Source organism: Pantoea sp. A4, from assembly GCF_000295955.2.
Lineage (GTDB): Bacteria > Pseudomonadota > Gammaproteobacteria > Enterobacterales > Enterobacteriaceae > Pantoea > Pantoea multigeneris.
Genome location: NZ_ALXE01000028.1, coordinates 74,880 through 96,559 on the forward strand (window position 1 = coordinate 74,880; position 21,680 = coordinate 96,559).

Here is a 21,680-nt window from a genome sequence, read left to right on the forward strand (position 1 = left end):
GGGTCTATCTGCTAATTTTCAGTGATTGTTGAATCTCAGGAATAGATCGATGGATTTTCGTGATCTGAATTACTTTGCCACCGTTGCAGAGTTGGGCCATTTAGGCCGGGCAGCTGAAAAGCTGTGCCGGACGCAGTCGGCGCTGTCGAAATGCATCAAACGGCTGGAAGAGGAGCTGGGGACTCAGCTGTTTAGCCGCAGTGGGCGCAACATTGTTCTGACGCCCGCGGGGGCGGTGTTGCTGGAGCGAGCGAAAGTGCTCCAGCGCGGTGTGGAAGAGTCTAAACGACAAATTCAGGATTTTGCCCGTGGGGTGCGCGGCCACGTCCGGCTGGGGGTGTCCAGCACCATGGCCGAGTTGCTGTTGCCTGCGGTGACGGCAGAATTTATGCGCACGGCTCCCGCCGTGACACTGTCGCTGACGCTGGGCATGAACGATCACCTGCGCAATCTGCTGCACGCAGGGCATATTGATTTAATGCTTGGGCCACTCACGGATGACGACCCGCTGTTTACCGCCTACCCGTTGATCGATGATGAGGTGGTGATTGTTGCCGGCCCGGAGCATCCGATTTTTCAGCAGCCTGCCACTATCGCCAAGTTGGAAGGGCAGCGCTGGGTGCTGGCCCCCAACCCGGTGGCGACGCGCCGCTGGCTCAATGGCCTGTTGGAGCAGCATGGACTCCCTCCTGCCCACGTGCAGATCGAAACCAGTTCAATCCTGCTGGTGCCGCAGTTGATATCACGCAATCACCTGCTGAGTGTGCTCTCGCGGCGCAATCTTGGCCCCGGCAGGCCCGGCCACCCCCTGCGCGAAGTGCCAATTGCTGGCGCGGTGATGCAGCGCACCTTCGGCGTACTCTACCGTGAGGAGACGCTGCTGACCCCGCCAGTGCTCTGCTTGCTGAATATTTTACGCAGTGGAGCCAGCGTCACATGAAAATGTGACGCCAGTCCATTTTTAGGCGGCAATTGTGACATGCATGAATTAAATTCCATGATTGCTATCACGTTCTGGTATCTCCAGCTGATAAACCCGGCTTGCCGTACCGCGAAACAGCCAGTCGCGTTCCGCTGCACTTGCGCCTGCGGTGAGACGTTTAAAGGCATTCCAGCCGTTGCTGTACGGGTATGAGCCTTTATCCACCGGAAAATTACTCTCGAACATACAGCGCTCGACGCCAAAGGCTTCAATGCAGGTCATCATCCACGGCTGCCAGGCCTCAGCCAGCGCGGCAGAAGTGGGCGGGCGCTCACCCTGCTCGAAGTTAAACCCGTTAATGCGCATCCCCAGCCCACCCAGTTTCACATACACATTGGGTAATTGTGCCAGTTGGCGCATGGCGTGTGCCCACTGGGCAAAAACGGTTTCCGGGTGGTTGGCGTAGCGAGCAATGCGCACCACGCCGCCGCAGTGGTTGATGACGATGCGCGTCTCCGGGAAACGCTGGGCCAGCGCGAAGAGCTCAGGCAGCTGCGTAAAGAACAGCCAGGCCTCATAATTGAGGCCGAAATCGGCCAGTTGTTCCACGCCCGCCTGGTAGTCCTTATTCAGTAACAAGCCCGCAGGTGCCGCCGAAAGCGGGTTTACCAGGCTGGGATCTTCATCCCATGCCACCAGATGTCGCACGCCGCGTAAACGGCCATGACTGGCAGCCAGTTCCGCATCCAGCACTTCCCGAACGGCAGCCCCGAGGCGTAAATCGGCATAACCAATAATCCCCTCGGCAACGCGGGGGCGAAGCAATTGCTGATGAGCGGTGGCATCTGCCACATAGGCAACTTCACCCACCGGGCGCAGCGCTTCTGGCCCTTCAGTACGATAGCGCGTCAATGCCTGCATAAAGACCGAAGCGGTAATGTTATGGCCGGATTGCGCATCCGCCAGATACTCCTCCAGCAGATATTGCCAGCCGGGACGATCATAAAAATGGTGGTGGGCATCGATAATGGGTAAATCGGGCTCCAGCGCCGCCTCTGTCCCGCTCGCCAGCCATGCTTCTCTTACCGGAAGATAGTTACTTGTGCTCATCACCCTTACTCCGTGTCAGTTGTCCGCGCTTAACTATAGAACCCAGAGAGTGAATTTTGCGAGGTAGGTTCTGAAAACCCCTACAGGAATGCAAGTCCAGAATTCAGCGTGGAAACCCTCTCCCAACCCCGATTTTTGCCCGCTGTCGTGATCCAACAAAATGCGTACCCTCAGGATTATTGCTTTACACCTATATAGTACCTGACCTATATTGATAAGGAGATCCTGTGTGGGCTATTAAAACCACTGACAGCTTTGATCGTTGGTTTCATGCTTTGCATGAGACCGATCGCGCTTGCGTTCTCGCAGCGTTAATCGTGCTACGGGAAAAAGGTCCTGGCTTACCCAGACCTTACGCAGACACGATTAAGGGGTCGCGCTACAACAATATGAAAGAGCTTCGTATCCAGAGCCGAGGCGAGCCATTACGCGCATTTTTTGCTTTTGATCCTGAACGTACGCCATTCTGTTGTGTGCAGGTAACAAGGTAGGCAATGAGAAACGCTTTTACCGCGAGATGATCCCGCTGGCTGACCAGGCGTTTTTTCAACATCTTCAAAGTCTGACCAAAAAGGAGTAATGCTATGGGTAGTACGCTGGAACAACTGCTGGCTAACGAACAGCCGCAGGTCGTGGTGGAAGCACAAGCGATGGCGACGGATATTTTACTCAATATCCACCTCGCCACGCTGCGGGAACGGGTACAAAAAACACAGGTAGAGATGGCGAATGCATTGGGTATTCGGCAGCCAACGATCGCTGGGATGGAAAAACCTGGCCGCGATCTCAAGCTCTCCACGTTGAAACGCTACGTTGAAGCCACGGGCGGTAAGCTGCGTCTGGATATTGAGCTGCCTGATGGTTCACACTTTGCTTTCGCCCTCTAAAAATTAAGCGCAGCGCGGGTTGGCTTTTCAAGTGCTACTTTTTAAATATAAAAGTCAGCGGAGAGCGTGAATGAGCAAACGTATTGTGATTTGCTGCGATGGCACCGGCAATGAGATCAACACCACCATGTCGAACGTGCTCAAATTTTTCCGCATCCTTGAGAAAAATGAGCAGCAAAAAGTCTTTTATTCACCGGGTGTCGGCACCCTGAGCCTTGCCAACGCCTGGCAACGCATGCGGCAGAAGTGGCGCACGCTGTTTGGGTTAGCGACCGGTTACGGCATGGATGATGACATCCTGGCCGCCTATCAATTCCTGTGCCAGCAGTGGCAGCCGGGTGACAAAATCTACCTCACCGGCTTCAGTCGCGGTGCTTACACTGTGCGGGTGCTGGCCGCGCTGATTGATACCATTGGCGTGCTGGCACCGGAGCAGTACAACCTCGCCAGCTATGGCCTGACCACCTATAAAAAAGCCAGCGGGAATCTCCCCCCGGCAGGACGTGCGACTGCGCTGGAGAATATCTGGTCATTTGGTCGAGTGGCGGGTGGAAGGCAAGCGCGCATTGAGTTTATCGGCGTCTGGGATAGCGTGGCGTCGGTGATTGTGCCACGCATGGACCGCCTGTTCCCCAGCATGCAAACGCTGCCCTTCACGCGCACCAATCGGGCCGTGAAAATCTTCCGTCAGGCGATCTCTATCGATGAGCGTCGTCGCATGTTCCGCCTCAATCGCTGGAATTCGCCGCAAAACTATCGCCCCGATCCCTATGACAAAGCCTGTGAGCTCTCCCAGGATATTCGTCAGATCTGGTTCGCTGGCGTACATGCCGATGTGGGGGGCGGTTATCCAGAAAGTGAAAGCGGGCTGTCGAAATATCCACTGAACTGGATGCTACAACAGGCCCAACAGGCGGGACTCACCTATGATGCAGTTGCGCTACAGGCCATTTCCCACGGCGGTCGGCTGCCGCACAGCGAGGAGATCTTTGTCGCGCCAGACGACGTAGGTGAGTTGCATGATTCACTGACCGGGGGATGGTGGCTACTGGAGTGTCTTCCAAAAGCACTACGCTTTCGTGAGTGGCGTGGGCGAACCGCCTTTTTGGGCTGGTACCTGCCGCTTGGGGAGCCGCGCTTCATTCCTGACGGGGCGCTGATTCACACTTCGGTGCAACAGCGCATGGCGGCGATTCCCGCTTACCAGCCGGTTAATTTACCGGCGCATCCTGTCTGGGTCGATGAATGAGGCTAAATGTATTCTGATCCAGTGCGGTATTATTTTAATAACGCAATTGTGGCTCGATTTTCCTGAATAAATAGCCAGTGGTTTGATCGCTGGCTTAATTATGAAGGAGGATAGGCTGATTAACCGATTACCTCGCTAATTGAAAAAATGACCCTCTAATAACTGAATTCTGCCTGATCAATATAGACAATCAGTGGTTTCCGTCCATAATAAGGCGCTATCATTCCCACCCGCTGACGATGTAAGAATGCCTGTGAACTGTAATATTACAGGACGTCTGCATCGGTAAATGGATATTTCATGGCAAAGCTTATTACCTCTCTCTCTACCTGCTCAGACCGGATGACACCGGGAGAGCGGCGTGTAGCCCAACGACTTGAAGCACTGCTGCCAGATGATTGCCTGATCTGGTACGATATTCCCGTTGGTCGTGACCATCTCCATCCAGACTTTATTGTGATTGACCCAGGCCTTGGGCTTATTTTCCTCGAAGTGAAAGACTGGCGACCTTCAACGCTGCGCTATGCCAGCCCACAACGCGTCACGCTGGAGACTGACAAAGGTGAAGTGCATCACAGTCATCCTCTGGTGCAGGTAAAACAGTATGCTTGTGCGACGGTCAATAAGCTTGAGCAGGAACCCCGGTTGCAACAAACTGGTGCATATCAGGGGAAATTAAATCTGGCCTGGGCTTACGGCGTGGTATTTACCAATATAACCCGACGCCAGCTACAGTCATTGTCCACAAACCCGCTAGACGACGCAATATTCCCCACGGCGCTAACAATCTGTCAGGACGAAATGACAGAAACCACACCCGCGACAGTGTTCAGAAATAAACTCAGCGGTCTGTTCAAGGGTAAGTTCCGACCCCCCATCACCCCGGAAATCCGCGATATTGTCCGCCAGCATCTGTTCCCTGAAATTGTTATCCAGCCCAAAAAGCAGGCCAACTCGCTGGCCAAAGTGATGGATATTCAGCAAGAGGTACTGGCGCGTAATATCGGTGAAGGGCACAGGGTTATTCATGGCGTGGCGGGTTCGGGAAAAACGCTGATTCTGATTTATCGCTGCCTCTACCTGGCAGAAACCCTGCAACGCCCGGTGCTGGTGCTGTGCTACAACATCACGCTCTCAAATTATCTGCGTGAACAGTTGGCCGCACGCGGGCTGGCAGAAAAAGTACACGTCTTCTATTTCCATGCGTGGTGTAAGCACGCAGTGGAAACCTCAGGCGTGAAAATGCTGAGTCGTGGTAGTCATGACAGCCATTTTATTGCGCTGGAGGCGGCACAGGAAAGCGGTGACTATACCGATGCCGGTTATGATGCGGTGGTGATTGACGAAGGGCATGACTTTGACAGCCGCTGGCTGACGCTGATTGCACGCCTGTTCGATAATCAACAGCGATCGCTGTTGCTGATGTACGACGATGCGCAGTCACTGTATCGTCGCGAGCGGGCGCTGAACTTTTCTCTCGCCAGCGTAGGGATTCAGGCTCAGGGGCGAACCTCAATTCTGCGCGTCAACTACCGCAATCCGCAAAGCATCCTGAATTTTGCCTACGCGTTCTCCCGCGAATATTTCGAAAAGCACCACAACAAAGAGATCCCCCAGGTGTTGCCCGAAGCCTGTGGTGAGCTGGGCACTGACCCCGTTATCATCAGCTGTGATTCGGTAGAAAAAGAGGCGCAACAGGTGCTGAGGTGGATCAAGCAAAAACGCGCGCAGTATGGCCGCTGGGGCGACATTGCCATTCTCTTTCCGGCCAAATTCTCGGCGCTACCGCTGTGTGAAAAGCTCAGCGCCGAGGGGATACCTTTCGCGACCTGCTTTGAACCGGCGGAGAAGAAACGCTATGCCCACCAGGATGATGTGGTGCACTTACTGACATATCAGAGCAGCAAAGGGTTAGAGTTTCCGTTTGTCGCGGTACTTAACGCCTCATTTGTGCCGAGTAAATCAGAGGATGAAACCCAGGCAATTCCGGCCCTGTATGTGGCATTTACCCGGGCAACCCAGGAGTTGATGGTCAGCGCTTACCGCAAAAACACCATCAGCCAGCATCTGGAAAGTTTCGCGACGGTGTGAGTTGAGAGAGGCAGGTAACGACCGGAAAGGGCCGATCGTTACCTGAGCAGGTTACGGGTTGTGAGCTTCTGCGGCAGGTTTCATAAAGATGGCGGTTAAGGCAGAGATCAGACAGCCAGCCATCAGGTAAATGGCTACGCTATGCCATTCACCGCCAAAGAATGCCAGCAGCCCGGCTGCAATAAACGGGGTAAACCCGCCGCCAACCACGCTGGCCACCTGATAGCCGACACCGGCACCGCTGTAGCGATAGCTTGCGCCAAACATTTCGGTGAACATCGGCTGTTGCACGCAAACTACCATGTCATGGGCGATGTTAGCCAACAGCAGTGAGAAGATCACGACGCCAACAATCGAACGCTGCTCCAGCGCCATAAAGAACGGGAAGGCGCTCACGGCGCCCAACAGGGCACCGACAATATAGATGCGGCGGCGACCGAAGCGGTCAGCCAGCCAGGCAAACAGCGGAATCGTCAGGCAACTGATGCCGCCAACCAGCAGGCCAATATTCAGAAACAGCTCGCGCGGCAGTCCGAGGTTCTGCGTGGAGTAGTTCAGAGCAAACGCCGTAACGATGTACATCGTCAGCAGTTCACACAGGCGCAGCGCAATAATTTTCAAAAATGCGCCCGGATGACGTAACAGGGCTTCAATCACCGGCAGTCGCTGTTTTTTCTGTTGCGGCTGTGCTTCTTTCGCCTGTTCAAATTCCGCTGACTCTTCCATGCCATTACGGATCCACAACGCCACCAGCACCAGCAAAATGCTGAACAGGAACGGCAGACGCCAGCCCCAGCTTAAAAACTGCTCATTGGTGGTGTGGCTGCTGATCAGGGAAACCAGCCCGGTGGCAAGCAGCAACCCAACGCCGTAACCTACCTGAATCCCGCTGCTGTAAAACGCCTTTTTGCCTGATGGCGCACTCTCCACCGCCAGCAGGGCCGCGCCGCCCCATTCACCGCCCACGGCAAAGCCCTGAATGGCACGCAGCGTAACCAGCAGGGCTGGTGCCCACCAGCCAATGGCAGAGAACGAGGGCAGAATACCGATACAGGCGGTGGCACCACCCATCATCCATACGGTGAGCATCAGCATGCGTTTACGGCCGAGACGATCGCCAAAGTGACCAAACACAATACCGCCCAGTGGGCGAAACAAGAAGCCGACACCAAAGGTGGCGAAAGCGGCTAAAGTCCCCATCGCTGGGCTGATCTGGGGGAAAAATTCACTGTTAAACACCAGTGCTGCGGTAATGCCATAGAGTAAGAAATCAAACCAGTCGACCACGGCACCGGCAAAACTGCCAAGGGCAGCACGTCGGGCGCGGTCTGACGAAGGGGCATTCCCCTCATCAGGGCGAGGGGTAATGAGTGTGGAGTCCATAATTGTCCTGTCCGTATCTCAAATTCTTTATGTATCAAAATGGTGGTGGCGGCTCATCTCGTATGTCTCGTACCCAGGGCGGCTTTTGGCATCAATACCCTGATGATGACGAGGAATATGCAGGCGATATGAGCGTTGCCAGGCCGAACACTATACCCGCCAGCGCGGAAGCGGTGAAGCGAGGTGTGATCATTAACGGCATATTTGCGAGCCGGGTAGGGAAAGGGCTTGCAAAGGGTAAGGATGATTCATCTACGCAGGTGATATATCGCCTAAAACTTGTCCAAATATGAGATTACGTGCGTAGTGGCAGCGGTGAAATAATCACGCTTAACAGGGGGATTTATAATTCACACCTTCAGTTTCAGGCCAAATCACCGTCTCTCCGTGGCCGGTTTTGACTCGCGCAGGCGCTGGCTTTGCGGGTATAATCCGACAAATTTTTCACAGGATTTACAGATAAAAATGGCAAAACTTACTCTCCAGGAGCAGATGCTCAAAGCGGGTTTAGTCTCGAGTAAAAAAGTCGCCAAAGTGCAAAAGACGGCGAAAAAATCGCGTGTTCAGGCGCGTGAAGCGCGCGAAGCGGTTGAAGAGAATAAAAAAGCGCAGCTAGAGCGGGATAAACAGCTCAACGAGCAGATTAAACAGGCCGCACAGGCCAAAGAGTATCAGGCGCAGGTTAAGCAGCTGATCGAAATGAACCGCATCACCGTGGCGAAAGGGGATATCAGTTTCAACTTCACGGATAACAATCTGATTAAAAAAATGCTGGTTGATAAGCTGACGCAGACCCAACTGGTGAATGGGCGTCTGGCTATTGCCCGTTTGAGCATCGATAGCAACGGCGATGCGCAGTACGCCATTATCCCTGCCGTGGTGGCGGATAAAATCGCGCAGCGTGATGCCAGCAGCATCGTGCTGCACAGCGTATTAAGTCAGGAAGCTGAGGATGAAGATGACCCGTACGCCGACTTCAAAGTGCCTGACGATCTGATGTGGTAAATCGCCAATCGTCATGTCGGTTATGACGTGAATGTCAGAACGGGCTGAGATTGCGGGCGTGAATCTGCTCGCCACTCACCGGATGGACAAAATCCAGTGCGCTGGCGTGCAGCATCAGACGAGGTGGCTGCCCGGCGCTGATTAGCCCGCCGTACAGGTCGCAGCCGAGAATCGGGTGGCCCAACTGCTGGCAGTGAATACGTAGCTGATGCGTGCGCCCGGTTTCTGGCATTAACTGCACCCGCGTCAACGGCATTGGCGCTTCTCCTGCGGTTTGACGAGACTCACGCGCTACCACCTGATAGCGAGAACGCGCCGGTTTGCCGTTCAGCGCGCAGATGGACATCAGCGGAAACAGCGCCGGATCTTTGGCAATAGGCGCATCAATCACCCCTTCATTATCCGTCAGGTGGCCGCACACCAGCGCCGTATAAACCTTCGTTACGCTCCGCTGACTGAACTGCTGACACAGTGCCGCATTTATCGCTTTATTGCGCGCGATCACCATCAACCCGGATGTACCAAAATCAAGGCGATGCACCAGGGTACAGCCCGGAAACTGCTGCACCAGGCGGTGATGCACCGAATCGAGATTCAGCGGATTTTTCCCCGAGAGGCTTAGCAGTCCGGTCGGCTTGTTGATCAGCACCAGGTGTTCATCCTGATAGAGAATCTCTATTTCGGCATGGCAGGGTGGGGCAATAAAGTTATCAATGATCGTCGACATCTGGCTGCAAGGCTGGCAAGTGGGGGGCGGATAGTAACCAATTTTGCGCGACCTGGCGAATCAGACTGTGGCTGTCGCTTTTTTATCAACCTCCTCGCACCGCTGAAATTTTTCGTCCAGACTTACTGCAAAGGCGTAGTCTGCGCGGGCGTTGTGCTTTACACTGCGCGCTGCAAAAAACTGAGTAGATTAACGATTAAACAGGCGGTAATGGCGATGAAAGGTACGATCACAACCTGGTTTGCAGATAAAGGTTTTGGCTTTATCAAAGATGAAGAGGGCGAAAACCGCTATTTTCATGTGATTAAGGTCGCCAACCCTGAACTGATCAAGAAAGATGCAGCGGTGACGTTTGAACCGACCACCAACAACAAAGGGTTGTCAGCCTTTGCGGTTAAAGTGGTGCCAGACAGCAAATATATCTACATTGCGGGCGAGCGTCTGAAGCTCACCTCAATTAAGTCTTACCTGGTGTACAGTGAAGACGTGCCAGTAGAAACGCGTATTGATAAAGAAAACCCGGTGCTGTCGGTGGGGATTCTGATGAACAGCATCAAGCCGAAAACCTCAGTACAGCCGGATGAAACGCGTTCGCTGAAAAAACTGGCGATCAACACCTTCCAGGGCACGACGCTTATCTTCACCGCTGATGAGATCGACATCGACAGCACCGTGAAAATGCTCAAGCTCTGATAGTATTCAGGCGGTAACAGATTGACGTTTTAACTTAAGGGGCGCGCTATGAGCAACCAGGTACCAATCAAATATTTTGATATCGCAGATGACTATATTGACGAGTCTGCTAAGCCCGTCAGCGAGCCAGAGCGTGAAGCGCTGGCGCGTTATTTCGAGCTGCTGATCACCCGTTTAAACAACAACGAAGAGATTAGCGAAGAAGCACAGCACGAGATGGCAGCGGAAGCGGGCCTGGCAGCACAGTACATTGATGACGTGGCTAACTTCCTCAATCAATGGGGCAACGAATAATCTTTGTTGCTTTAAGCGGGCCGCTGCGGTTAGAGGCTGCCCGCTTTTCCCCGGTTATAGCGTCTTCGCAACCATACCAAAAGCTGCCAACAGCATGATAGCGCCTGCGGTTCGGAACAGCACTTGCTGTGCTTTGGCACTGGCGAGGAAGCGGCGAATCTTAAGTGCAGCGAGAATAAACGCCGAACCCACCACCAGCAGCACCAGCAGTGTCAGCGGTACTAACATCCCTCCCCAAATCTGCATGGATACCTGATCCAGCGAAATCACCAGCGGCAGAATAGCCAGATAAAACGCAATGGTTTTCGGGTTTCCCAGCGTGATTGTCAAACCAGACAGCCAGGCAGAGGCCAGCTCTTGTTTTGTCGCTTTCTGGTCAATGCTTATCGCCTGCGGTTTATAGCGCCAGAACTGCCATGCCAGCAGACATAAATAGAGAGATGCCGCCCAGTTAATCAGGGTAAATACCGAGGTGTAACTGTGTGCAATAACAGCCAGACCAAATACCGCAATCGACAGATAAATTAAATCGCCCAGTATTAATCCCGCGAGCATGGTAAACCCAGTGATGGCTCCACCGCTGACGCTACGCGCGACAAGGGCCGTCATACCGGGGCCGGGAATGGCAGCAGCTAAGCCGAGAGCAGCCACATAAGAGAGTATTTGTGCGGTTCCTAACATCATTATTCCTGTTAAAAATTCATTAGATTAAAGGCTGTAACTGACTCACGATTGCACGAGAAAAAACCAGATCCTGAACGGCCAGACCTACAGATTTGAATAACGTGCGTGGCAATTTAACGACAAATGGCTTTAAATCGGAGGTGAGCAATTCACCTATTTCAATTCCCATGTCAGTGGGTGTGATAAACCCCTGTTCTTTTGCCTGAATCAGACAACTGGAGGCGTTCCATACCGCTTCCCGTGAATCTACATACAATTTTGTCGCAGAATAAATATCCGGCCCTAATTCCTGAAAACCGAACGCCGAAGCGCCAACAGCATTAATATGACAATGATCGGGAAGATCATTAGCATGCAGGAAAGGCTCCTTTGACGCGGTGACGGTACAGATAATGTCAGCATCCGAAACCGCTTGAGCCGGTGTCATCGCTACCGTCACGGGCAGCCCAGTATGCTGACGACACCAGTCAGCGAAAATGGCAGCGCTGGTTGTATTTCTGCCCCAAACGGTAATCTGACGTAGCGAGCGGATCTCCATCATCAGTAAAACGTGTTTTTTTGCCTGCACGCCAGTCCCTAAAATAGCGAGATGACTGGCATTTTCTGGGGCCAGAATGTCGGTAGCGACAGCAGATGCGGCCGCAGTGCGCAATTCCGTTACCGAAGCTGCGTCAACGAGCACCATATCTTCATGATTAGAAGCACCATACAGCAGAATACAGCCTTCATGGGATGAGCGTTGATGGCTTCGGCTGAAATCAACTTTTACCGTTTTTAGGCCAAAGCCAGCATAGGGACCTTCACTAATATATGCGGGCATCGTCCCCATCATGCTGCTTTGCTCAGAGACAATAACGCTGCGTAATGTCTGTTTGACTTTTCCGTTGCTGAACAGGGAGAAAGCATCCCGGCTCAATTGTAGACATTTTGCGTAGGATAACGCTTGTTGAACACGTTTACGGTCAATAAATTGCATGATAGATCCCCTGTGATTAACGTGCCGGGGCGGACTGGAATTGCGGTTCAATCTGAGTATGGGCAAGACTATTCAGAAGTGTTGACATGGTCTTTTGCGATACACCCAAAATGACATCCAGCACGTTCTGTGCGCTATATCCCGCGGCCAGAACCTCTTCTACCGCTATTGGCGGTATCTGGCCTTGTGCTAAAACGACCTGGCGCGTGAAGCGATAGAGCGCTGCTAACTTGGCGGGAAGTGATTCAGGATCCTGAGCAAGTGCATGTAACACTTGCTCAGGCACATTTTTATGCTGGGCGATCCAGTTATGCGCCTGAACCGTGTAATCACACTGATTCAGTGTGCCAGTGGTGATCCAGACAATTGCACGTTCCTCTTCACTCAGAGAACACTGAGAAAAGGCATCATGTGCGTACTGATAGGATGAAAGTAATGCGGGTGATTCCGCCATAAAGGCACTTTGTCTTGGGATCCAGCCAAAACCATCAATTGAACTTTGAAGTAAAGGGCGGCTGGCGGCGGGTGCACTGTCGATATCATGCAAAGTTAATAAATTCATTTTAGGCCTTTAGTCATTATTGAGTATGAGAAGCAAAAACAGACCACAGCATGTGAATCGGTCTTGTTCGTGAGATGAACTTCAATTTGTGTAATTTCGCTGCTATTTCTGTCGTTAACGCAACATCAGCCTCACCGGATAATACGGCCTTTGCTGCCGCACTGGTGGAAGGCATCTCTATGATTTTTTCAATCAACATCCCATCCGGCAATAACTCTTCAATTAATGGAATTGGGGCTGGATGTGTGGCAATGCTCAGCGGCCTTTGGGGTAATGCGCTATTTGACACTATCCCATAAAGGGGCGTGTCATAAAGGAAAGTGGCCAGTAGTTGTAAGCGGGTATCCATATAAAAGTCATTAATTTTTGGATAGGCATTGGCAACAATTAAAATCCCTTTCATTTCCTTTATATTATTTCTTGCTAACTCATAGGAATCGTTGAGGTGAATGCCGTGTGAACTATTGGTGTAATTCTTACTCATCCAGCTGTGAAAGAATTCTGATGCGTATTCACTGCTTGTTCCAGAAGGTCCAAGCGTATGAATAGGGCAATTAACGACATTATCTAATCCCATGTCTAAGAAATGATGGTTCATTTTTCCACCTAATTATTAATTGAATAGATCGATGTTAACCAATGATTGTAATCACTCAGCTCACCACGAACAATTTTCTGATAAACGGTTTTTATTTTGATTGCAATACTGTCATTATCTGTACTTCTAAGATGATGAAAATCGATTTTAGAGACAGGAGATATTTCAACGCCCGTACCAGTTAAAAAACATTCGTCAGCAGTCAATAGTTCAGACGGTAAAATGTCTCTTTCTTCTACAGTTAGATCCAAATATTGTTTGGCAAGTGTGATGACGGTGTCACGAGTGATGCCTTCCAGAATGTTAGCTGTGACAGGGGGGGTGATGAGTTTTTTATTTTTAACAATAAAAACGTTAGAAGTCGTGGCTTCTGCGACATAACCTGAATGGTTGAGCATGATCGCATCGTTATAACCTCCATTCATGGCGGCTTCCATTGCCAGAGCAGAATTTACATAGCTGCCGGTAATTTTTGCTCTTGCTGGAATAGCATTGTCCGCAACACGACGCCATCCGGAAATCGTACAGGTTAGGCCATCCTGTTTCACATAGGTCTGCATATCTAGACTATTAACAGATAATCCGCTACTCACGCCAGAAAGTTTCACTCCAAAGCCACTTCCTGGAAGAAGGTTGCGTTTATAGGCAATCGGCCTGATGTAACAATCCCCGCTGGTATGATTTCTGTGTAGCAGCGACTGTATTATTTCTTTTAATGCCTGTTGGTCAGGTAAGTCGTTAATCATAAGTATCGATGCTGACTGATGAAGTCGATTAATATGTTCATCTAAGCGAAAGATATTCACCTGACCATCGGAATGACTTTTATAACCGCGAATCCCTTCAAATACTGAGGTGCCATAATTAAATGCCTGGGTGGTAATAGGGAGGACGGCATCTTTGGCTTCAACAAATTCTCCTTCAAGATAACTCCATTGATGGTGTCCTTTCTTTTCTGTTGACGTACTACTCATGATTTAAATCCTTGATTAATGAGAGCCAGAGCTGCTTCGCGATCGCTATTATCTGCAGAGGGCCTTACATCATGAATACGCGCAGCCTTCCAACTCACCATCGCAGACGTTGCTGTTATATTGCTGGTTTCGCCGCTGATAACACTGATTTTTACACCAGGGATCGCCTTTTCCAGATGTGCTTTAACTGTCAGGAGCGTTGAAGCGATGGAGGTATCTGCGTCTTTATCAAACATCTCAACGGTGATATCCAGGCAGTCAATACCGTCTTTAGTGTCAATACGAATTGCATAATCCAGACAGCCGTGGAGCTGTTCAAGGAGTGCGGCTTCTAAATCCCAGGCACAATAAGCGGCACCATTGAGGCTTAAAACATCACGTACGCGCCCAACAGGAATAATTTTTTGTCTGCCATCAGACTGGTAAGTTGAACGTACCATATCGCCAGTGCGATAGCGTATGAGTGGCTTCTGTCCCTCATACAGATGAGTAATGACGAGTTCACCCATCACCTGACCTTGGGTGATGTCATAACTTGTACCGCTGACAGGGTCGATAATTTCGTAGTAATTATTCAACGGTGTGGTGTACAGCTCACTGTCAGCTGCACAAACGGCAAGAATAGAGGATTCTTGCGAGGCATACATGCAGCTATAGACTTTTGCGCCCCATACATCGCCAATATTTCTTAAGAGAGAGGGAGTAGTAAGTTCACCCACGGTGAGAATAAGCTTCACGCTGGTAGAGCCAGGTGATTGTCCTGAACTCTGCATAAAACGTGCAATGGCAATCGCGACGGCGGGAGTACAGACCAGCGCAGTGATTTGCAATTCATTGATCAATGCCATCACTCGTTTCATACCTACAACCGGTGATCGAGGCCACATTTTGACTACGCCGTAGCCGAGGCTACGAAATACATCCTCAAAGGTATCGCCTGTTGAATGAAGTTCGGTAGGCCCCATAACGCCGACGATATGTTCAGAGCCGTATTGCTCAAAGATACTGCGATAATTGATAATAAGCGGAGTATTATTATGGATTGAATCCGTTTCATTTCGTGGGCAAGGGGTGGGTTTGCCGGTGGTGCCGGTAGTTTCGTAATAAATCCAGCTCTTATGCATTGGGGCTGCCACTAATGCTGCCCCCTGATTTCTTAGGTCATCTTTTGTGGTGAAAGGGATATTTGTCAGTTCATCAATTTTCAATGTGCTAATATCTGACGCAGTTAGCCCTTTTAAATGTTCTTTATAGAAGGGGGAGTTTTCAGAAACATACTTAATTACGTCTCTCAGTTTGTTATTTTGATGGCTTTTGAGTTGATCGAGGTTAATGTTTCCTTTGTAAAAATCACAATGCTGATCATAGGTTGCTTTTGCTTGTTTTATTTGTTCTTCTTTGAAAATGGCATACATGTTAATATTCCTTGCGAAATTATTTTTACAGAAGAAAAGCAAAAGCCAGCAGCGTTTTACTGGTGACTTTCTGTTAGCTTATTGGTCTTGCTTAGCGGTAAAGTGGAAGGTTTCCAGTCATTTTGGTGACTTTATTTTTAGGTCCGATAATTCCTATAGCGACCAATTCGATGTTGTTGCTTTTTACTGAGGATATTTTTTCGCCGTACTCTTCGTACGTTTTACAGGATTGGGCCAGTGCACTAAATGGCATCACATAGATATCATCGTCATTTTCCACCTTCGCTTGTATTTCTTGCAGGTATTCACCTGATGCCAGTAATACAGGAAGAGGGCTATAAATTACACCTGGGTAGTTTACATCGTCCAGGCTTTGCATGTCAGGACCAACAAGATTTTCCACCGTACGGCCAAAACTTATGCCAATAACACTGGCTGCATTCATAGCAAGGCCGGCAGGAAGATCTTTATCGATAATAATCGTACAGCGTTGTTGGCTGGCATCAAATTTCATCTTAATTCCTTGACAAGTTAGTGATTGTTTAGGGCTGCATTGTGGAGATCATTCAACACAGAAAGTAAACCCGTGTTTAAAGTAAAGTCACTGGGAAGCTCTATATCTACCACCTTCCAATCCGCAATGAATTTCCATTTCCCTGCGCCTTTTTGATGGTCAGGGTGGATAATGTAAGCATCCAGTTCACTACGATTATTAAACAAACCGATGACGATGAAATCTGCCGCAATATCACGCTTGGTGGTATTTCTGCCACAACTCCACCCTTTTATTTCATCAATATGATGAGGATGGGCACGCGTTGCGCGTTCTGCATCAATAGCCTCTAGTGAAGACCAGTTCCACGGATGTTTAAATGTAAACATAACGATATGCATTAGCATGCGATTAAGCCTTCCTTCATGCCTTGGGTGATAACTCCTTGAGAAACCAGAAACAGTATGCGGCATCTAAATAGAAAATTGTTACCTATATTATTTACTTATTGCCAGGAATTAGGTGAGAATGACCTGTTTTTTGCTTAAAAAGGAAAGGAGTTTCCCATCATGGCACTTAGTCCGACAGATATGAAGATTCTCAAGTTGCTACAAGATGATGCCCGCGTGACCAACCAGGAACTGGCAGAAAAGATCGGCATGTCGGCCTCACCTTGCTGGCGCAAAGTGCGCAAGCTTGAGGAAGATGAAGTGATTCAGGGCTATCGCGCGGTGCTCAACCGTAAAAAGATTGGTTTGGGCGTGATGGTGTTTATCCGCGTGGCGATTGATAGTCACAGTGAAGCCGAAGCACGAAAATTTGAGCAAGAAGTCACGGCGCTAGAAGACGTGGTGGCCTGCTACAGCATCGGCGGAGACGCCGATTTCCTGCTGCAAGTGGTCGCGCCCGATCTCGACTATTATGCCGATTTCGCCATGTCCGTGGTGCGCAGGCTGCCAGGCATTAAAGAGATGCAGAGTATGTTTGTGTTGAAAGAGATTAAGCCGCTGGTAACGTATCCGATTAAAAAGGGGTGAGGGGGATTATTGTCGGGGCGGCGATGTCAGCATCAAGATCAAATCAGAAAGCAAAAACCGCTTAAGTGACCTTAAGCGGCTCCCGATAGACGCGCACTAAGCATTAACCTCAGCAACGTCAGCGTTAAAGTAGCGGTAAAAATAGAGGCTAAGTGCACCTCCAGCGACAGCAGAAATGAAGAGTGAGTGGTTAATACCATAACGATGCGCGAGCATACCCCAAAAGATCGAACCTGATGCCGCTCCCAGATAAACCGAGAAGAAATAGACCGAGAGCCCAAAGGCGCGCTGCTGTGGAGAAAACGTTCTGGTAAAGAGAACATTCAACTTCACCAGAATGACAAAGGTGCATAATCCACATATCAACATACTGATACTGGTGGAGGTCAACTCAGCCGGGAATGTCATCAATAACAGCAATGCGTAGAGCATCAGTAACGCTGCAACCTGATAACTGGCCGAGATTCGCGGTAATTTGTGGACGAACAGCGTTCCGCCTATCGCACCTAATCCCATCATCATTGAGAAAGCAGATATCACAGGAACCTGTTGGTTTAATAACGTGTAGTTTTGCGCGATTGACGGTGTGAGCACCTGTAAACTGCAACAACAGAAGGCCACGGCATAAGCGATGCCGATCAACTTGAAAGGTATTTTCTGCAATGCGGGAGATGTTTTTTCCCCTGAATGTGATAATAACCATGCCCCCTTATCCAGAACCACGATGGTAAAGGCTGCCCACAGTGTAGCGATAGCGCCTATTGCTGCGGGAAGTGTCGGAAGGTTAAACCTCAGAATCAGTGCTAATAACCGCGGACTCAGGAGGCGGGCAATATTCACCGCCATGCCGTGTACTGACAGGACGGATTCGGTTTTCTCTACGGGAAAAAGCGAGATTATGGTCGCCTGATAGGAGGGGCCACGAATCGCAATCCCGGTATTCATCAGGAGCAGAGAAAGCAAACCCAGCGTAAAATTCACTGCATGACTAAAATAGTCATACGCCAGAATTAGCCCGGCCAACACAAAAACTTGCCCAATGAGATGTAACCCTTTGCGTGAAAATTTATCCCCTAAGTAACCCACAAACAGAGTGAGCAGAGCAAAAGGGATATTAGTGGCAAAATACACCCAAAAGGCGTTGTCTGACGTAAGCTGACTCCAGCTCCAGGCGAAGAGCAGGGTCTGAATCTGATTAACAAGTTGCAGCGCCAGCGTTCCAGACCAGTAGGCAGCAAACGTCCGGTTTCTCATAAGATTGACAGTGACCATCCTGGTACTCACAGTAAAATTTCTCTCTGGTGAAAAACTGATCTGCCCACGTCACGACCCATGGATTCAGGCAATCAATATTGATACCGCTTGTGGCACGCAGTGGGTTCGACTTAGTCCCTATTGCACTATTAATGTCTAACGATCCGCAATGTATTCTTTTGAATAAGACTATCTCTAATAAGCAATTAGAATTTGCTGACGCGGTTTTCCATATTCACACATTTTTATTCTCATAATAATGCATGGCGTTGCAGAGCGTTTTTTACGGTGGATGTGAGAATGTTCAGGCAGCAGGCTACGCGGGTACTCAAGTTTTTTGAAGGAGGGGGCGTAATCAAGTGGTCCTGTCGAAGGAGCTGTGATGTTGCTGGCGATGAAAACAAAAAAAACCGCTTAAGTTGCCTTAAGCGGTTTTCTCTAAATTTGGCTCCTCTGACTGGACTCGAACCAGTGACATACGGATTAACAGTCCGCCGTTCTACCGACTGAACTACAGAGGAATCGGTTGATGCGGCGCATATTAGCGATGCGAGACGCAGGCGTCAAAGGCTATTTTACTCTGGTGCGTTCAAGTGCTGCTTTTGCCAGCAAATAAGGCTAAAAATCACCACTTTGCACAGATTTAACCCGATTTTCGGCAAACGAAAGGCGCTTATGTGCAGAGTGATATTGCTCTGCGCTTTTTGTTGGTGGTGCCGGATCTGTGCGGCGAATTATGTTGGGGGATAATTTACCTCTGTTAAGGAACAGGTTTTGAGCGAACAGAAACGCAGGCGTCTAAAGACGCTGGTGGGTGCGGGTAACGTGGTCACGGCAACCAACGATCTGCAACGCGGCTATGGCGTGGCGCGGGCGGCCAAACTGGCACAGATTGCCGAACGGGAGAAAATCACCGGGTTGTTTACCGCCGATTTACTTCAGGCCGATCCGGCTGGGCTCGCGGGAGTGACCGGGAGTCAGGACCCGCTGATGGCACTGGCGGCGATCAGCCAGGCCACCGCCGATATTGGCCTGGTTGCCACCGTCAGCACCAGTTGGCTGCATCCTTATCACCTGGCACGGCAGATGGCGACGTTAGACCACCTGAGCGGTGGCCGGGCGGCGTGGAACGCAGTGACTTCATCGGTGGGTGAAGAGAACTTTGGCAATGAGCCACTGCCAGCGCCCGATGAACGCTATGCCCGTGCCAGTGAATTTATTCGTGCCTACAATGCGTTGTTCGATGCCAACGACCCCGCCGCCGTGCAGCGTAAATCCAGCGGCGGGATCAGTATTGATCCGCAGAAACTCCATCCCATCCATTTTCGCGGTGACTACATTCAGGTCGCTGGCCCGTTAAATGTGCCGCCGCCGCCGCAAAGACGCCCGGTCCAGTTCCAGGCGGGTCAGTCTGAGGCGGGCATCAATCTCGGTGCGCGCTATGCAGAGGTTATTTACACCTCTCAGCCCACGCTGGCGGATGCTCAGCAGTTTGTGGCAGAGGTACAGCGCCGCGCCGTCAGCTTTGGTCGGGCAGGGCGGCTACCGCTGTTTATGAACTCGTTCCATGCCATTATCGGAGAAAGTGAGGCCGGGGTAGAACGTCGTTTGCAGGAAAAATATGACCGCATCGACTATCAGCAAGGGCGTTTACGCCTGGCGGATATGCTGGGCGGTGAAGTCGATCTGTCTGAGCTGACGCTGGATGCGCCGATCCCCTCCGCGCTGATACCGGACGTTTCGCAAGTTTATCGTCGTCAGGGGCGTGCGCAGATCTTCCGCAACTTTGCCCTGCAAGGATTGACGCTGCGTGAACTGATTATCAAGGCGGAAGAGACCGGGCATTGGTTTGTCGCCGGTGTGCCAGAACAGCTCGCCGATGCCATTGAAGAGCGCTATAACGCGGGAGTGCTGGATGTCATCTCGCTACATGGACTGGGCAACCCCGATCAGGAAGATCTGTTGATCAATGGGTTACTGCCTGAGCTGCGTCGGCGTGGCCTGTTGGATAGCGACTATGTAGGGGCGGATTTCCGTTCAAACCTCGAACTGGCATCGCTGCCAGGCTGGCAGCTTGCGGTGCCGTTCAGCAACTGAGCCGCATGAGTCTGCGGCTCAGAAGTCAATTGTGTGTCCAGTAGGTGCCGGTTTCCGGAATCGGCAGAAATTGCTGATTCATCTCCCTTATCGTCTCTTCAGGGGAGAGATCGTGGAACAGCTGCGGATGGAACGTTTTAGCAAAGAATTCCGCTGCCAGTAGGTGCCACGGGCTCATATAGTAATTCTGCCAGAAGGCGTAGGCATGATGTTGTTGCACTGCGGGCAAAGCTGAAGCCATGGTGTCTTGCGATAAGGCACGCAAGAACGTGGTTTTGGCTTGATCTGCATTCACCAGCGGACCCAGTTGCAGCTCGGAGGCGTCATCCGGGCCAGACGCTCCGGTGGCAATGTAGATATCGGGGTTGGCGGCAATCACGGCTTCAGGATTCAACTGACCAAATACGGCAGGAAAACGGCCTGCGGCAATGTTGTCTCCGCCCGCGAAGGCGATCAAGTCAGCCAGATTACCGTGCGCGACCGTGGTGCAGCATTCCGCTTTCTTACCAAGGTGTAGTTGCAACATGACTTTAGGTTTGGTGCCGCGCCACTGCTCAAGGCGATCGCGAATGTGCTGCATATGTTGTTGATAGAACGCAATAAAGCGTTCAGCTTTCGCCTCATCGCCGAGTGCCGCACCCAGTGTGCGCAGGCTGGTAACCGTATTGGCGAGTGGGTTCACGCGAAAATCGAGAAACAGCACCGGAATATTTAGCGCTTGTAGCTGCTGCATAAACTGCGCGTTATTGGGTGGGGTGCGTGCATAGACGGGCAGGATCACCAAGTCAGGCCGTAGGGCGATAACCTTTTCAACATTAAGCTGCGAGAAGTTGGAATTGCCAATCTGGGGGATTTTGCCAATGGCGGGAAACGCTTTGACGTAACGATCCCATGTTTGTTTATCAAGATTACGCAGATCCGCCGGCCAGCCGACTACCCGTTTAGCCGGATTACCCTCTTCTACCAGTGCGAGGGTATAAATCATCCGGCTTTCGCCGATCACGATTCGCTGCGGGTTGTCCGGAACGTCGACCCGTCGATGCAGACTGTCAGTGAGGGTTTTGCTTTGCGATACCAGGGGTAAAAGCAACAGCAATGTCATTAGCACTCTTTTCATCTTGTTACTCATCGTGGGCACGGCCATAAAAGGCATTGCGCGGCAAAAGAGAGGTTAATTACCCGTCTGTAACGTAAATTAATCAATCACAGGCGAGGTTATCGCCTTGACA

At 50.9% G+C, this 21,680-nt stretch carries 23 protein-coding genes, 1 tRNA gene and 1 pseudogene; 11 read left to right on the plus strand and 14 right to left on the minus strand.

What is annotated here, in order from left to right; all coding sequences use genetic code 11:
* Positions 1 to 49: 49 nt before the first annotated feature.
* Positions 50 to 940, plus strand: coding sequence for a LysR family transcriptional regulator (locus B880_RS0114275; protein ID WP_017348111.1), 891 nt, complete (start codon positions 50 to 52; stop codon positions 938 to 940).
* A 48-nt stretch (positions 941 to 988) separates the two neighbouring features.
* Here B880_RS0114275 and B880_RS0114280 read toward each other — a convergent pair whose 3' ends face one another.
* Positions 989 to 2,032, minus strand: coding sequence for an amidohydrolase family protein (locus B880_RS0114280; RefSeq protein ID WP_017348112.1), 1,044 nt, complete (start codon positions 2,030 to 2,032; stop codon positions 989 to 991).
* Positions 2,033 to 2,259: 227 nt separating this feature from the next.
* Between B880_RS0114280 and B880_RS26115 the strand changes: the two are divergent.
* The 4 genes and pseudogenes from B880_RS26115 (at position 2,260) to B880_RS0114295 (ending at position 6,259) form a co-directional block, all read left to right on the plus strand.
* Positions 2,260 to 2,612: pseudogene (locus B880_RS26115) on the plus strand (type II toxin-antitoxin system RelE/ParE family toxin).
* Positions 2,613 to 2,616: 4 nt separating this feature from the next.
* Positions 2,617 to 2,919 (plus strand): helix-turn-helix domain-containing protein, encoded by a 303-nt coding sequence (locus B880_RS0114285; protein ID WP_017348113.1) that lies wholly within the window; start codon positions 2,617 to 2,619, stop codon positions 2,917 to 2,919.
* Between the two features lie 70 nt (positions 2,920 to 2,989).
* A complete protein-coding gene (locus tag B880_RS0114290) occupies positions 2,990 to 4,168 on the plus strand; it encodes a DUF2235 domain-containing protein (RefSeq protein WP_017348114.1) in 1,179 nt (392 codons plus the stop codon).
* Positions 4,169 to 4,468: 300 nt separating this feature from the next.
* A complete protein-coding gene (locus B880_RS0114295; protein WP_017348115.1) occupies positions 4,469 to 6,259 on the plus strand; it encodes a 3'-5' exonuclease in 1,791 nt (596 codons plus the stop codon).
* 51 nt (positions 6,260 to 6,310) lie between these two features.
* Here the strand turns inward: B880_RS0114295 and shiA are convergent, their stop codons facing one another.
* Entirely contained in the window at positions 6,311 to 7,642 is a 1,332-nt protein-coding gene (gene shiA / locus B880_RS0114300) for a shikimate transporter (RefSeq protein ID WP_017348116.1), read from the minus strand.
* Positions 7,643 to 7,644: 2 nt separating this feature from the next.
* Here shiA and B880_RS0114305 point away from each other — a divergent pair, with 2 nt between their 5' ends.
* Positions 7,645 to 7,935 carry a hypothetical protein gene (locus tag B880_RS0114305; protein ID WP_036646028.1) on the plus strand — a complete coding sequence of 97 codons (291 nt, stop codon included), beginning with the start codon at positions 7,645 to 7,647 and terminating at the stop codon, positions 7,933 to 7,935.
* Between the two features lie 172 nt (positions 7,936 to 8,107).
* On the plus strand, positions 8,108 to 8,647 hold the full coding sequence (locus B880_RS0114310; protein ID WP_026042657.1) for a DUF2058 domain-containing protein: 540 nt from the start codon (positions 8,108 to 8,110) through the stop codon (positions 8,645 to 8,647).
* A 34-nt stretch (positions 8,648 to 8,681) separates the two neighbouring features.
* Here B880_RS0114310 and B880_RS0114315 read toward each other — a convergent pair whose 3' ends face one another.
* Complete coding sequence (locus B880_RS0114315) at positions 8,682 to 9,374, minus strand: RluA family pseudouridine synthase (protein ID WP_017348119.1); 693 nt, start codon at positions 9,372 to 9,374, stop codon at positions 8,682 to 8,684.
* 210 nt (positions 9,375 to 9,584) lie between these two features.
* On the opposite strand from B880_RS0114315, the gene B880_RS0114320 reads away from it, so the two are divergent.
* Both B880_RS0114320 and B880_RS0114325 read left to right on the plus strand, forming a co-directional pair.
* Positions 9,585 to 10,067, plus strand: coding sequence for a cold-shock protein (locus B880_RS0114320; protein ID WP_017348120.1), 483 nt, complete (start codon positions 9,585 to 9,587; stop codon positions 10,065 to 10,067).
* A 48-nt stretch (positions 10,068 to 10,115) separates the two neighbouring features.
* Positions 10,116 to 10,361: a DUF2543 family protein gene (locus B880_RS0114325; RefSeq protein ID WP_017348121.1), complete on the plus strand. Its 246-nt coding sequence runs from the start codon at positions 10,116 to 10,118 to the stop codon at positions 10,359 to 10,361.
* Between the two features lie 54 nt (positions 10,362 to 10,415).
* On the opposite strand, the gene B880_RS0114330 is transcribed toward B880_RS0114325, so the two are convergent.
* The 8 genes from B880_RS0114330 to B880_RS0114365 all read right to left on the minus strand — a co-directional run bounded on the left by B880_RS0114330 (position 10,416) and on the right by B880_RS0114365 (position 16,470).
* Positions 10,416 to 11,042 (minus strand): LysE family translocator, encoded by a 627-nt coding sequence (locus B880_RS0114330; protein ID WP_017348122.1) that lies wholly within the window; start codon positions 11,040 to 11,042, stop codon positions 10,416 to 10,418.
* A gap of 22 nt (positions 11,043 to 11,064) precedes the next feature.
* Positions 11,065 to 12,021 carry an ornithine cyclodeaminase family protein gene (locus tag B880_RS0114335; RefSeq protein ID WP_017348123.1) on the minus strand — a complete coding sequence of 319 codons (957 nt, stop codon included), beginning with the start codon at positions 12,019 to 12,021 and terminating at the stop codon, positions 11,065 to 11,067.
* A 16-nt stretch (positions 12,022 to 12,037) separates the two neighbouring features.
* Complete coding sequence (locus tag B880_RS0114340) at positions 12,038 to 12,583, minus strand: carboxymuconolactone decarboxylase family protein (RefSeq protein ID WP_017348124.1); 546 nt, start codon at positions 12,581 to 12,583, stop codon at positions 12,038 to 12,040.
* Positions 12,584 to 12,599: 16 nt separating this feature from the next.
* Complete coding sequence (locus B880_RS0114345; RefSeq protein ID WP_026042658.1) at positions 12,600 to 13,181, minus strand: bacilysin biosynthesis protein BacA; 582 nt, start codon at positions 13,179 to 13,181, stop codon at positions 12,600 to 12,602.
* Between the two features lie 8 nt (positions 13,182 to 13,189).
* A complete protein-coding gene (locus B880_RS0114350) occupies positions 13,190 to 14,155 on the minus strand; it encodes a branched-chain amino acid transaminase (protein WP_017348126.1) in 966 nt (321 codons plus the stop codon).
* Complete coding sequence (locus tag B880_RS0114355; RefSeq protein ID WP_017348127.1) at positions 14,152 to 15,570, minus strand: phenylacetate--CoA ligase family protein; 1,419 nt, start codon at positions 15,568 to 15,570, stop codon at positions 14,152 to 14,154. The genes B880_RS0114350 and B880_RS0114355 overlap by 4 nt, the downstream gene beginning before the upstream one ends.
* Before the next feature lie 91 nt (positions 15,571 to 15,661).
* Positions 15,662 to 16,084, minus strand: a complete 423-nt coding sequence (locus B880_RS0114360; protein ID WP_017348128.1) for a DUF2000 domain-containing protein — start codon at positions 16,082 to 16,084, stop codon at positions 15,662 to 15,664.
* A gap of 17 nt (positions 16,085 to 16,101) precedes the next feature.
* Positions 16,102 to 16,470 carry a Dabb family protein gene (locus B880_RS0114365; protein WP_026042659.1) on the minus strand — a complete coding sequence of 123 codons (369 nt, stop codon included), beginning with the start codon at positions 16,468 to 16,470 and terminating at the stop codon, positions 16,102 to 16,104.
* 162 nt (positions 16,471 to 16,632) lie between these two features.
* Here B880_RS0114365 and B880_RS0114370 point away from each other — a divergent pair, with 162 nt between their 5' ends.
* A complete protein-coding gene (locus B880_RS0114370; protein ID WP_026042660.1) occupies positions 16,633 to 17,100 on the plus strand; it encodes an Lrp/AsnC family transcriptional regulator in 468 nt (155 codons plus the stop codon).
* Between the two features lie 96 nt (positions 17,101 to 17,196).
* On the opposite strand, the gene B880_RS25060 is transcribed toward B880_RS0114370, so the two are convergent.
* Both B880_RS25060 and B880_RS0114380 read right to left on the minus strand, forming a co-directional pair.
* On the minus strand, positions 17,197 to 18,384 hold the full coding sequence (locus B880_RS25060; protein WP_157060559.1) for an MFS transporter: 1,188 nt from the start codon (positions 18,382 to 18,384) through the stop codon (positions 17,197 to 17,199).
* Positions 18,385 to 18,799: 415 nt separating this feature from the next.
* A tRNA-Asn gene (locus B880_RS0114380) sits at positions 18,800 to 18,875 on the minus strand.
* A 253-nt stretch (positions 18,876 to 19,128) separates the two neighbouring features.
* Between B880_RS0114380 and B880_RS0114385 the strand changes: the two genes are divergently transcribed.
* Positions 19,129 to 20,451 carry an NtaA/DmoA family FMN-dependent monooxygenase gene (locus B880_RS0114385; RefSeq protein WP_017348132.1) on the plus strand — a complete coding sequence of 441 codons (1,323 nt, stop codon included), beginning with the start codon at positions 19,129 to 19,131 and terminating at the stop codon, positions 20,449 to 20,451.
* Positions 20,452 to 20,476: 25 nt separating this feature from the next.
* Here the strand turns inward: B880_RS0114385 and B880_RS0114390 are convergent, their stop codons facing one another.
* The gene (locus tag B880_RS0114390; protein ID WP_026042661.1) at positions 20,477 to 21,568 is read right to left on the minus strand and encodes an ABC transporter substrate-binding protein; all 1,092 of its coding nucleotides are present in this window, start codon (positions 21,566 to 21,568) and stop codon (positions 20,477 to 20,479) included.
* Between the last annotated feature and the right edge of the window lie 112 nt (positions 21,569 to 21,680).